The sequence below is a fragment of the Mediterranea sp. An20 genome (assembly GCF_002160055.1).
In the GTDB taxonomy this organism is placed as follows: Bacteria; Bacteroidota; Bacteroidia; order Bacteroidales; family Bacteroidaceae; genus Bacteroides; species Bacteroides avicola.
Genome location: NZ_NFJV01000008.1, coordinates 1 through 12795, shown reverse-complemented (window position 1 = coordinate 12795; position 12795 = coordinate 1). Strand labels below are relative to the sequence as shown.

The 12795-nt window shown below is 51.8% G+C and carries 10 protein-coding genes and 1 pseudogene; 8 read left to right on the top strand and 3 right to left on the bottom strand.

Annotated features, from left to right (window positions below):
• The first annotated feature begins 1 nt into the window (after position 1).
• The 4 genes from B5F34_RS06110 to B5F34_RS06095 all read left to right on the top strand — a co-directional run bounded on the left by B5F34_RS06110 (position 2) and on the right by B5F34_RS06095 (position 4551).
• Positions 2 to 1069 carry an OmpA family protein gene (locus B5F34_RS06110; RefSeq protein ID WP_087336340.1) on the top strand — a complete coding sequence of 356 codons (1068 nt, stop codon included), beginning with the start codon at positions 2 to 4 and terminating at the stop codon, positions 1067 to 1069.
• Positions 1070 to 1469: 400 nt separating this feature from the next.
• Entirely contained in the window at positions 1470 to 2564 is a 1095-nt protein-coding gene (locus tag B5F34_RS06105) for a DUF1573 domain-containing protein (protein ID WP_087336162.1), read from the top strand.
• Between the two features lie 56 nt (positions 2565 to 2620).
• Positions 2621 to 3718 (top strand): methylmalonyl Co-A mutase-associated GTPase MeaB, encoded by a 1098-nt coding sequence (meaB, locus tag B5F34_RS06100; RefSeq protein WP_087336160.1) that lies wholly within the window; start codon positions 2621 to 2623, stop codon positions 3716 to 3718.
• Positions 3719 to 3723: 5 nt separating this feature from the next.
• Positions 3724 to 4551: an AAA family ATPase gene (locus B5F34_RS06095; RefSeq protein WP_087336338.1), complete on the top strand. Its 828-nt coding sequence runs from the start codon at positions 3724 to 3726 to the stop codon at positions 4549 to 4551.
• Between the two features lie 8 nt (positions 4552 to 4559).
• On the opposite strand, the gene B5F34_RS06090 is transcribed toward B5F34_RS06095, so the two are convergent.
• Complete coding sequence (locus B5F34_RS06090) at positions 4560 to 5819, bottom strand: 6-bladed beta-propeller (RefSeq protein WP_087336159.1); 1260 nt, start codon at positions 5817 to 5819, stop codon at positions 4560 to 4562.
• A 150-nt stretch (positions 5820 to 5969) separates the two neighbouring features.
• Here B5F34_RS06090 and B5F34_RS06085 point away from each other — a divergent pair, with 150 nt between their 5' ends.
• Together B5F34_RS06085 and B5F34_RS06080 are read left to right on the top strand one after the other, a co-directional pair.
• Positions 5970 to 7034: a DUF4435 domain-containing protein gene (locus B5F34_RS06085; protein ID WP_087336157.1), complete on the top strand. Its 1065-nt coding sequence runs from the start codon at positions 5970 to 5972 to the stop codon at positions 7032 to 7034.
• Positions 7018 to 8226, top strand: a complete 1209-nt coding sequence (locus B5F34_RS06080; protein WP_087336155.1) for a mechanosensitive ion channel domain-containing protein — start codon at positions 7018 to 7020, stop codon at positions 8224 to 8226. Before B5F34_RS06085 ends, B5F34_RS06080 begins: the two co-directional genes overlap by 17 nt.
• Here B5F34_RS06080 and B5F34_RS06075 read toward each other — a convergent pair.
• Complete coding sequence (locus B5F34_RS06075) at positions 8204 to 9295, bottom strand: metallophosphoesterase (protein ID WP_087336153.1); 1092 nt, start codon at positions 9293 to 9295, stop codon at positions 8204 to 8206. The genes B5F34_RS06080 and B5F34_RS06075 overlap by 23 nt on opposite strands.
• 304 nt (positions 9296 to 9599) lie before the next feature.
• Between B5F34_RS06075 and B5F34_RS06070 the strand changes: the two genes are divergently transcribed.
• The gene (locus tag B5F34_RS06070) at positions 9600 to 10847 is read left to right on the top strand and encodes a peptidoglycan DD-metalloendopeptidase family protein (RefSeq protein ID WP_087336151.1); all 1248 of its coding nucleotides are present in this window, start codon (positions 9600 to 9602) and stop codon (positions 10845 to 10847) included.
• Between the two features lie 74 nt (positions 10848 to 10921).
• Here B5F34_RS06070 and B5F34_RS06065 read toward each other — a convergent pair whose 3' ends face one another.
• Positions 10922 to 11359, bottom strand: coding sequence for an Hsp20/alpha crystallin family protein (locus tag B5F34_RS06065; protein ID WP_087336149.1), 438 nt, complete (start codon positions 11357 to 11359; stop codon positions 10922 to 10924).
• Positions 11360 to 11943: 584 nt separating this feature from the next.
• On the opposite strand from B5F34_RS06065, the pseudogene B5F34_RS06060 reads away from it, so the two are divergent.
• Positions 11944 to 12678 (top strand): annotated as a pseudogene (locus tag B5F34_RS06060) (DUF362 domain-containing protein); the annotation flags it as partial.
• Positions 12679 to 12795: the final 117 nt, after the last annotated feature.

Below are 12795 nucleotides of genomic sequence, written 5' to 3'. Positions count from 1 at the left end.
CATGAACAGAAAGACATTTTTTGCTTGCATCGCCTTGGGGGCCATGAGCCTGGCGGCAAGCGCTCAGGAGAAAGAGCCTGAAGAAAATCCCTGGTTCATTCAGGGACAGATAGGCATGACATACAGCACCGGCGATGTGCCCTTCGGCAAGTTGCTGAGTCCGGGCGGTTCTGTGGCTGTAGGTAAATATTTCACTCACGTGTGGGGTGCCCGCCTTGCATTCAGCGGCTGGGCCGGACGTGCCGGAACAGGTTACAAGGATTTGGCTTCGGGATTCTATTTCGGTTCCGTTACTGTAGACGGCATGATGAACCTGAGCCAGCTTATCCGCCGCTATCACGAACGTCCGTTTGATGTCAGCGTGCTGGCGGGTATCGGTTTCAACCGCTCGTTCAGCCATGCCAGCAGTTTCATGGGACGTTTGGGCCTGCAGGGTAGCCTGCGCCTGAATGAAGCCATGGATTTCAACGTGGAGTTAATGGCCAATGGAGTATCGGACCGTTGGAACGGGCGCGATGACCATGGCATCGACACGTATTTCGACCTGAGTGTGGGTTTGACCTACAAATTCGGCACCGGTTTCAGGTGTGCTAATTGCACCAGTGTGGAATATCCTGAGGTGGTTTACACGGAAGAAGAAATGAACGAGATGATTAATATGGAACGTGAGCAGGCTGTGCGCGAGACAGCTGCTAAGGTAGATACGGTACTGATAGAACCGGACTGCCCGCCTGCACAAGTAGTGCAGGGCATACGTTCCCATGTTACTTTTGCCATCGGACGGACTGTCATTACAGACAGCCAGGAGATGAATGTGCAGGCCATTGCCAATTATCTGAAAGAACATCCCGACTCGAAAGCATCCGTTACGGGTTATGCCGACAAGGGAACGGGTACACCAGAGATTAACCACCGTCTGGCGCGTCAGCGTGCAGAAGCCGTCCGCGACTGTCTGGTCAACAAGTACGGCATTCAGCCGGAACGGTTGACTGTCAGCAGTATGGAGGGTGACGAACAGCCGTTTGCAGAAAACGACTGGAATCGTGTGGTAATCATGATTGCCGATTAAGTCCGCTTTTTGTTACAAAAAGCATCATCTCAATGAATCTCTCCGGACAAGGGGATTGACCTGGAAGAAGGACTTTTTTCATACCTCACCGACTTCCAAGGGAGTCCCCTTGTTTTATTTTCCCCTTCCCCTCTTCAGACCATAAGACTCCGTGCCCTTGTATTTTGTAGAACACAGAGTCACAGAGACACGGAGCAATACGTAGAGGAAAGGCAAAGTACACAGAGCCGGCTTGTTCTCCGTGCGCTCCCTCTCCCCTCAGCAATAAAACTCTGTGACTCTGTGTCTCTGTGTTCCATTATTCCTTCCTCCGTGAACTCCCCGTCCAAAAATGTTTCTAAAAAAGTTTTTTCTCTTCACGCAAAACATTTACTTTTGTGCAACCAATATGAATGTTGCGATGAAGAGATTCCTGATTCTACTATATATTATAATGTGGGGGACGGTTGGTTCAGCCGTTGCCCAAGCCCGTTTTACGTCGAATACGGAGATGCACGACTTCGGACAAATAGAATGGAAGCATCCGGTGACGGCAGAATATACCATTACCAATACGGGCGACAAACCGTTGGTGCTGAGTAACGTGGAGCCTGATTGTGCTTGTTCCGTGGCCAACTGGACTCAGACGCCTATTGCACCGGGCAAGAAGGGGACGGTGAGCGTGACGTTTGACGCCGAGGCATTGGGGCATTTCCAGAAATCGGTGGCTGTCTTTACCAATGCCGAACCTAACCTGGTGTATCTTTATTTCGGAGGAGAGGTCGTGCGCGAAATCAAGGACTTTACGCAGACGCATCCTTACCGCATCGGAGACATCCGGCTGGATTGCGATGCCATTGAATTTCCGGAGGTACATCGGGGAGAGCATCCGGTGTTGCACGTGGGGGTAGCCAACCAGTCTTCGCAGGCTTATGAACCGGTGTTGATGCACCTGCCTCCTTACTTGCAGGCCGAGGTAGAGCCTGCCGTGCTGCAGCCCGGTGAGAAAGGCATTATTACCCTGACGCTTGATACCGAGAAGCTGATAGACTTGGGATTGACGCAGACTTCGGTCTACTTGTCCCGTTTCACGGGCGATAAGGTGGACGAAGAAAACGAACTGCCTGTGTCCGCTGTGTTGTTGCCCGATTTTTCCGGGCTGACGCAGGAAGAGATAGACCATGCACCGTCTATCCGGCTTTCGGCCGACAAACTGGATTTGAGCGAGATATTGGCTCACAAGCGTAAGGCCAAGGCTGATATTATGGTGACTAATACCGGGAAATCGGCTTTGCACATCAGTCAGTTGCAGGTGTTCCACCCCGCCGTGGGCGTCCGCTTGAAGAAGACCTTGTTGCAGCCGGGCGAAAGCACCCGTCTGCGTGTCACCGTCATCAAGCGGGGCATCGGAAGGCACCGCCGTCACCTGCGTGTGCTGATGATTACCAACGATCCTTCGCAGCCTAAGGTGGAGATAAATATCACCGCTGTACGGCGTCCCGACAAGCAGCCATAGTGCATCTATCTTTCATTCTTATTTTTTTAATTCTCAATTCTCAATTCTTAATTTCCATGGAGCATCCCGAAAACAACGACGCTTACAAAGGCCTGGTGGTCAATGCAGGCATAGAGCAACCTTCGTCCGTCAATCCTTACCTGAAGCGGCGGCACCGGAAACGCCAGCTTTCTGTGGCAGAGTATGTGGAAGGTATCGTGAAAGGTGATGTCACGGTGCTCAGTCAGGCGGTAACCTTGGTGGAAAGTGTCTTGGTGGAGCATCAGGCCATTGCCCAGGAAGTGATAGAGAAGTGCTTGCCCTATTCGGGCGCTTCCATCCGCGTGGGTATCAGTGGGGTGCCGGGAGCGGGCAAGAGCACCAGCATTGATGTGTTTGGGCTGCACGTGTTGGAGCAGTACGGAGGCAAGCTGGCCGTGTTGGCTATCGACCCCAGCAGCGAACGGAGCAAGGGCAGTATACTGGGTGACAAGACACGTATGGAGAAGTTAGCCGTGCATCCCAAGTCATTCATCCGCCCCAGTCCTTCGGCAGGTTCCCTTGGCGGAGTGGCCCGCAAAACAAGGGAAACCATCGTGCTTTGTGAGGCGGCAGGGTTCGACAAGATATTTGTGGAGACCGTCGGTGTGGGACAGAGCGAGACGGCTGTGCACAGCATGGTCGATTTCTTCCTGCTCATCCAGTTGGCTGGCACAGGCGATGAGCTGCAAGGCATCAAACGTGGTATCATGGAGATGGCCGACGGTATTGTCATCAACAAGGCCGACGGTGATAATCTGGAACGCGCCAAACTGGCAGCCAACCAGTTCCGCAACGCGCTGCATCTCTTTCCTACGCCCGAAAGCGGATGGACTCCACAGGTGATGACCTATTCGGGCTTCTACAACATAGGCGTGAAGGAAATTTGGGATATGATATACCAGTACATCGACTTTGTGAAAGCCAACGGCTATTTTAATTACCGCCGCAATGAGCAGAGCAAATATTGGATGTACGAGACAATCAACGAGCACTTGCGCGATAGCTTCTACCACAATCCGCGCATCGAAGCCCTGCTGGGAGAGAAAGAAAACCGTGTGCTGCAAGGCGACCTGACTTCGTTCACCGCCGCCAAACAATTGCTGGACACTTACTATGAAGAATTGAAAAAATAATGACTATGGAAATACCGGCCAACTACATCAAGCGCATCGAGATATACAATTTGTGGCACCGCTATGACATCGCCTGGGATCTCCGCCCTGACGTCAACATCCTGGCAGGCATCAATGGCGTGGGAAAGACCACCATCTTGAACCGTTCTGTCAATTACCTGGAGCAGACCACGGGCGAGGTGAAGAGCGAGGAGAAGAACGGCGTACGTGTCTTCTTCGACCGTCCCGATGCTACCTTCATCCCCTACGACGTTATTCGCAGTTACGATCGCCCCCTGGTGATGGGTGATTTCACCGCCCGTATGGCTGACCCAGAGGTGAAGTCGGAACTGGACTGGCAGCTTTACCTGCTGCAACGCCGTTATTTAGACTACCAGGTGAACGTGGGCAACAAGATGATTGAACTCCTGAGTGGTACGGACGAACAACGTGCCCAAGCTCCCGCACTTTCCGAGCCGAAACGCAAGTTCCAGAACCTGATAGACGGTCTCTTTGCCTATACGGGCAAGAAGATAGACCGCAAAAGCAATGACATCGTTTTCCTGCAAGGCGACGAACGCCTTTCTCCCTACAAACTTTCGTCGGGTGAGAAACAGATGCTGGTCATTCTGCTGACGGTGCTGGTGCGTGATGGCAGCCACTGTGTCCTCTTCATGGACGAACCCGAAGCTTCGCTCCATGTGGACTGGCAGCAGAAGCTTATCGGCATGATCCGCGAATTGAATCCCAACTTGCAACTCATTCTCACCACCCACTCACCCGCTGTCATCATGGAGGGCTGGATGGATGCTGTCACTGAGGTGAGCGACATAGCCACGGATGTGACGGCTTGAGACCTGTGTCAGCGAGAAGGACTATCTTTGAAGCGGGTAACCATCAGCACCGGATTGTCCTCTTCCGTCATCTGTGCCGCTATATCTTTCAGCGGACCGCTGAGTTTTCCTTCTTCCCGGGCATCCAACAGTCTTTCGGTGGGAATGAGGTTGAACATGGCATTCCGCCACGGGCTGTCAATGTGTCCGGCACTGTTGAAACCGATGCTTTGTCCGGGGAAGTCGCGGTTGGTGAGTTGGTTGAGTCCATAGACTTCCCCTTTGGAATAGTTGTACACTAGTTCGTTGGTCTTGAATCCTTGTACGGGCTTGGAGAAGTCAAATTTCAACTGGAAGTATTCGAGGATGAGAAAACCGGATGTCATTAGAGAAGGAAAGGCAATGATGGGTGTTTCTTTGTTGTAGACGGAGGGCGTGCGGCACAATAAAGGCGACAGTTTGCCTTGTGGCGAGTAGGTGCAGATGGTGTCCATGGAAATATCTCCTATAATCCAGCCGTCGTAATAGCGGATAACAGGATTGTAAGCCAGTTGCATGACCTGGGCACTTAGCCTGTCGGCGCTGGGCAGGATGGCGCGGGATGCCACCCGTTTATGGAATGAAATGGGCAGTTCTTCCACAACCTTGCCTGTTTCTTTGGACAGCAGGAAGTAAGGTCGTTTGCGTTTGGAAATGCCCGTTTCGTAGGATATGTTGTCATCGCCCACCAGCAGGCAATCGCTGGAGAAGTTCTGAAAGCAAGACACCCCTGTCTGTCTGGGCAAGGGAAGGGTGCGTTTGTATTTGCCTTCGAAGTCGTACACCTGGATGCGGTTCAGCAGGCCGTAATCAGAAATATAAATCTCTTGCCGTTCTACGTCCGCGACCAGTTTGTTGACAGCTTGGTATTCCTCTCCACCTCCGCCTTTGTGCAGAAAGGTGTTTTTCACTTTTCCTTTTCCATCCAGGAGAACGATTCTGTCTTCCAGGGTCCGGGCCACGATGAGGCTGTCGGACACATAATACATCATCATCTCCGAAGGATGCAGTAGGGACTGGTCGGTCGTTTCCAAGACGATGTAGCTCACGTCGGCAATGTCTTGCAGGCAGATGTCTTTCTTGGGATAGTCTTTCAAGAGATCTACGGTTACAAGAGAGGTCGGCACTTGCGGGGTGGCAGGTTGGATAGCAACAAGATCTTCGCTGTTTTCCTGCGGAACATTTTTCTTGGAAGGGCTACAGCTTGCCAGTGCGCAAGCGGCCAGTAGGGTGAAAAACAAGGCGTTCATGGATAAATGGTTTAAAGGGTGAATTTGTTGCAAAGCTATTTCTTTTGGGGGAGGAAAACAACCCTTGGCGTCGGATTTTCTTTTCCACCCGTTGCACGTCTGCCGCAAATGCGCTATTTTTGCGGAAAGACTGACAAACCTCACGTTTATATGCCTACTACTTTACGCCATAACCTGACATCGGCTTACTTGGACGCTGCCCGCAAACTGGCACCGCGCCAACGTCGCCGCCGCATCGTGGCCTACGTGGAGAGCTACGATGATGTGGCGTTCTGGCGCACACTGCTCAGTGAGTTCGAGGACGACACGCGCTACTTCCAGGTGATGCTGCCCTCATCCACGACCTTGGCCAAAGGAAAGAAGATGGTGTTGATGAACACGCTGAATACCGACGAACTGGGGCACAGCCTCATTGCCTGCGTGGACAGCGACTACGACTTCCTGCTGCAGGGCGCTACGCGTACTTCGCGCAAAATCAACCGCAATCCCTACATCTTCCAGACTTACGGCTATGCCATCGAAAACTTCCAGTGCTATGCCGAGAGCCTTCACGAAGTCTGTGTGATGGCCACACTGAATGACCGTCCGGTGCTGGACTTACCCGACTTTATGCGCCGTTATTCCCGGATTGCCTATCCGCTTTTCTTGTGGAATGTGTGGTTTTACCGGTGCCGTGACACGGAAACCTTTCCTATGTACGAACTGAATGCCTGTACCCGCCTGGAAGAGGTGAGTCTGAAACAGCCTTACCGCTGCCTGGATGAGATGCGTGACACGGTGAATGCCAAGTTGGCTGAATTACGCGAACTGTATCCGCAACTGGTTCCTCAGGTGAAGGCACTGGGCAGGGAACTGGAGGATTTGGGTCTGACCCCCGACACTACCTATTTATATATGCAGGGGCATCACATCATGGATGGGGTAGTGCTGCGTCTGCTCACTCCCATCTGCACCCAATTGCGCCGGGAGCGTGAGCAGGAAATCAAGCGGCTGGCCGAGCACAGCGAGCAATTCCGCAACGAACTGACGGGCTACGAAAACAGCCAGACCAACGTGCAGCTGATGCTTCGCAAGAACAGCAACTACCGCGACCTCTACCTTTACCAGTGGGTGCGTGAAGACATCCGCCGTTTCCTGACGGAAGAAGGAGAAGGCAAGACACCCCCATTGAATGATACATCAAATAACAACCGGACTTATGGAAATACTGAATAGCATTAAAAATCTGCTCGTCTCCTGGGGCATGGCTCCCGGCACAGCTGACGCGTTGGACCATTTTATAGCCTTCACCGTGCTGGTGCTCATTGCCTTGGCAGCCGACCAGGTGTGTCGCCGCGTGGTGCTGAAAGCCGTGGCACAATTAGTGAAGAAAACCAAGGCTACGTGGGACGACGTGGTGTTCGACCACAAAGTGATGGTGCGCCTCAGTCACATCGTGGTGCCGCTCATCATCTATCTGTTCATCCCCGTGGCATTTGCCGATACCAATGCTGCCACGGTGGACATCATCCAACGCATCTGCATGGTGCTCATTATCCTTTCGCTGCTGTTTTTTGCCCATGCTTTCATGGGAGCGGTCTACTCCGTCTACAGCGCCACGGGCCGTTACCGCAATCGTCCGCTCAAAGGCATGGTGCAGACGGTGCAGGTGGCGCTCTGGCTGGTGGGCATCATTGTCATCATCGGCCAGTTGACGGGACAGGAGGTGCTGAGCCTGCTGGGTGGACTGGGTGCCATGTCGGCGGTGCTGATGCTGGTGTTCAAAGATACCATCATGGGCTTTGTCAGCGGTGTGCAACTGTCGGCCAACAATATGCTGAAGGTGGGCGACTGGATTAAGATGCCCAAATATGGGGTGGACGGAACGGTGACCGAAGTATCGCTTACCACTGTCAAGGTGCGTAACTGGGATAACACCGTAGCTACCTTGCCGCCCTACATGCTGGTGAGCGAAATGTTCGAGAACTGGAATGCCATGCGCGAGAGCGGTGGCCGCCGTGTGAAGCGCAGTATCAATATTGATATGAACAGCGTTTGTTTCTGCACGCCGGAGATGTTGGAGGAATACCGGAAAATAGACCTGCTGAAAGAGTATATGTCGCAGGAACACGAAGACCCGCTGACCAATTTGGGCGTGTTCCGTGCCTATTTGGTAGCCTGGCTGCGCAACCGTCCTGTGGTGAATACCGACCTGCATTGCATGGTGCGCCAGCTCCAGCCTACGGAATACGGCATTCCCTTGGAGTTGTATTTCTTCTCGCGCATCAAAGATTGGGTGCCCTACGAAGGGGTGCAGTCTGATGTCTTCGACTATGTGCTGGCCGTGGTGCCCCGTTTCGGGCTGCGCGTGTTTCAATTGCCATCGGGCGAAGACTTGCAGATGCTTATCGGAAAGAAAAGTCAATAATCACCATTTCACTGCGGGTGCCGATGCGGAAAGGCGGCCCCCACAATCCCAGGCCCGACGAAACGTAGGCTTGCATCTGTCCCCATCGCCCGTAGCCGTAAGGTTGGCGGTAGATGGCATTGGTGACGAGGCTCAGCGGCCACACTTGTCCGTTGTGCGTGTGTCCGCATAGTTCGAAATCGGCACCGGCGGCAGCAGTCTGCTCCAGTTCTTCGTCGTAGGGCTGGTGGTCCAGCACCAGGATGGGGCTGTCGGGATTGGCCTGTGCGAGCAGTTGGGCGGACGACATCCGTCGGCGGTTGCTGCGGTCGTCACGTCCCACAATCTGTATGCCGCCCGGCAGCGTCGCTATGCTGTCGCGCAGGAGGCAGATGGGCGTGCGGGCTATGAAAGCCTCACTTTCGCGGATGCCGCTGACAAACTCGTGGTTGCCCGGCACCATGTAAATGCCTTGCGGAGCATTGATTTGCCGCAGCACGTCCTGCATCCGCTCTCTCCACAGCGGAGTTACCGACATGTCTATCAGGTCGCCTGCAATGAGCACCACGTCCGGGCGGGCCTCGTTAATCATCTTTACGTATTTTTCCAGTATGCGGCGGTTGTTGCCGTAGCCCAAATGCACATCGCTTATGGCTACGGCGCGCAGCGACTTCCTGCCTTCTGCCACTTTGCCAATGTCTACGTGCAATGTCCGTATGTCGGGATGTCGGTAGTGCCAATGCCCGTAGATGAGCAGCAGTGCCGTCAGCACCGTGCAGGCGGCAAACAGATGGGGGATATGTACGCCCATCAGGCGGGGGAGGTGGCCTATGGCAAGCAGCAGGGTCAGATAGAGCAGCGCCACGAGCCAGCCCGTGCTGAGTTGGTAAAACCAGTGCCCTGCCAGCGGTGTGAGATGCCGTCCGCGCAGGTACATCAATAAAATGAACGAAAGGGCCACGGCCCAGAACACGATGCCGAAACCGATACGCACAGACAGCGGAAAGCCTTGCAAGGCGATGTGTCCGTGGTAATATACCCAGCCGTTGGCGGCAAAGTAGAGGATGAGTGCAATGAGAATGAATAGCATAATGGTTGCAATATTACCAATAAACCGGCAGACTGCAAAATAATGCAGGTTCTGTTATATTCTTTTCAATCTTTTCTTTATTTTTGCGGACAATGTGAAGCGGTCAGTGTAAAGGCTCTGTCTGTGTGGAGAGGGGTGCTTGTATAGTCCGGACTTGCTTCTTGTATATAAGGTGTCTGCTTCTTATATATACCGTGTCTGCTTCTTATATATACCGTGTCTGCTTCATGTATATATCAGGCAAATGAAAAAAGACTTGCACATAAATGTTTGATTGATAATAGGATATAAAAGGATAAATAAAATGAGAATTCGGAAGAAATATTCGATAACCGTGGGCGCTTTGCTGGCGCTTTCGGCTTTGATGTTGATTTTTTTGCCCAAACGGACAGCCAATGACGTGCTGGACGAGGTGCAGGTGACCGATTCGGTGGAGGTAAAGGAGATAGTCTATAAATACGGCATTCCTACCGATGATTATGAGGTGGATTACGGCATTGTGAAGCAAGGACAGAACCTTTCTTATATTCTTTCCGACCACGGTCTGTCGCACAACACGGTGCATCAAGTCAACGAGAAGGCAGAGGGCGTGTTTGATGTGCGCAAGATTCGGGCTGGACAGGCATACGCCGTTTTTACCACCCGCGACAGTGTGCCGCAAACCGTTTTCTTTGTCTATGAGGAAACGCCGAAGTCGTATGTTGTGTTCGACTTGCGGGGCGACTGCGCCGTGCGCCGTGGCGAGAATCCTTCGGAATGGCGGGAAAAGGAGGTGAAAGGCCGTGTGGAGTCGTCTCTCTGGGTAGCTATGCAGAACCGTGACACTTCTCCTCTGCTGGCCATGGTGCTTTCCAATATCTACGGTTGGTCTATCGACTTCTTCGATTTGAAGAAAGACGATGAATTCCGCGTCATCTACGAACAGGAGTATGTGAACGGTCAGAGCCTTGATAACTTCCGGGTGCGTGCCGCCGCTTTCCACCACATGGACAGCACGTATTATGCCATTCCCTTTGTGCAGGATGGCGAAGAGTTGTATTACAACGAGAAGGGCAACAGCCTGGAAGGGGCGTTCCTAAAAGCACCGCTCGACTTCTACCGCATTTCGTCGCGATTCTCCAATGCCCGCTTCCATCCGGTGCTGAAGCGTTATCGCGCTCATCACGGCGTGGATTATGCCGCACCGGCAGGGACGCCCGTCTATGCCGTGGGCAACGGGAAGGTCATAGCCAAAGCCTACCAGCGCAATGGGGGCGGCAATTACATCAAAATCCGTCACAATAGTGTCTATGTCACCACCTACATGCACCTTTCGCGCTTCGCCAAAGGCATCAGCGTGGGGTCGGAGGTGAAACAGAAACAAATCATTGGCTACGTGGGCTCTACGGGGCTTTCCACCGGTCCGCATCTTGACTTCCGTGTGCACGAACATGGTAAACCTATCAATCCCCTTACCATCAAGTCGCAACCCAAGAAACCCATCAGTGCGCAGAACCGGGCGCAGTTTACCGTTCTTTGCGACTCGCTGGTGCGGAGGCTGGGCAGCCTGTAAGACATAAAAAAACATCCCCCTTTCTACCGAAAAGCAGAAAGGGGGATGTTGCTTTTAGCTGAGGTCAGCCGTTATCAATGAATCTCAATGACACGGTTTACTTTCGCCTTTTCTTCCGGTGTGCGTTTCGGAAGTTCAATGGTCAGCACACCGTCTGTGACGTTGGCGCTGATGTTTTCCTTCTCCACATCGTCCGGCAGAATCAGGCTCTGTTGGAACTTCGTGTAAGAGAACTCGCGGCGCAAGTACTTCTTGTTTTCCTTGTCCTCTTCTTTGGTTTCGTTCTTCTTCTCCATGGTGATGACCAATTCGTTGTCTTCACTCAAATGGATGTTGAAGTCTTCCTTTGTCATGCCCGGAGCGGCTACTTCTACTTTGTAGTCCTTGTCGCTCTCAATGACGTTGATGGCGGGTGCCGTTGCGTTGGCTTTTACCATCCAGTCGTTATCAAAGAAATCATTAAAGATACTCGGTAACCAGTTCTGATTGTAATTTCTTCTTGAAGGCATCATAGTTGTAATCTCCTATATTTAATTGTTTGTTACTAATTTATCTCTGAAGCCCTTCGCCTTTCGGCTTCGCGCTTCGCCCTCTTACTTGCAAAAGCTGTGCCAAGTGCCAAAGTGTTACCGGATTGCCCGATTTTTAAATGTATGAAAACAATTTTAAGCGTATGTCTCCTTGTTTTAAACTTTCTTCCTGACAATCTGCTGACAAAATGTAGCGGGAGGATTGCCTGATGGTCAATTTGTCTGCTTTTGTGCTAAAATGGCATTCCCGGAGGAATAGGCTCTTAGTCCGTAATATGGGTAATATAATCAGTAATATGTATCAGGCCCGTTTCCATAAAATGTGCTACTTTTACATCCGATTCAGAAGCTGTTTTGAATTTATCGTGCGATGATTTGGGATGAGTTTTTGAGGCATTTTCGTTTCTGTGATGAGGAAGATAGCGGGCTATCTGACGAAGAACAGAAGCGGAAAGGGCCAAAAAATCGCCCAAAGCACACACGAAAACGGATACATCAAGCCAAGAAAAACTTTTTGGAGAAATTCAAAACAGCTTCTCAATAATACTTTATTTATGTTTTGTAAAATGAAGAAAATAGGAATTTACTTTCGTATGTGCTGCTGTTCGCTCTTGGCGCTGGCAGCAGTAAGCGGTGTTGCTTGTGCACAAAATACTTCGCAGCCGGAAGTAGGCGGGGGAAAGACACTGCCTAAAGTTTACATGTTCAAGGAGATTAATGCCGGCAATCTGGTGAAGATTTACAAGGCATTGGGGCGCGAAGCCACGGGCAAAGTAGCCGTAAAACTCTCTACCGGCGAGCCGGGCGGGCATAATTTCCTGCAACCGGCCCTTATCAAAGACCTGGTGCAGGAGGTAAGCGGTACGATTGTGGAGTGTAATACGGCTTATGCCGGTAAACGTGCCAAAACAGAAGATAGCCGGAAGGCCGCCGAAGACCATGGATTTACCGCCATTGCTCCGGTAGATATCATGGACGCCGAAGGAGAATCGGCCTTGCCGGTGAAAGGTGGTAAGCATCTTACCGAGGATTATGTAGGCTCTCATTTCTTGAATTATGATTTCACCGTAGTGCTTTCCCACTTCAAGGGTCATGCCATGGGTGGATTCGGCGGAGCAATTAAGAACATTTCCATCGGCATAGCTTCGGCCAATGGCAAGGCATGGATTCATTCGGCAGGAAAGACCAAAGACCCCAATACCATGTGGGACAATCTGCCGGAGCAGGACGACTTCCTGGAATCTATGGCGGAGGCCGCCAAGGCAGTGGTTGACCATTGCGGGGAACGCATATTATATATAAACCCGTTGGTGGAATTAAAGGCATAAAACTTTTATGAAGAAAAAGTTGCGCATATTATTGGTATTTAGTAAATTAGAGGTGTCTAAACATCTGATTTACATACACCGTATGCACAA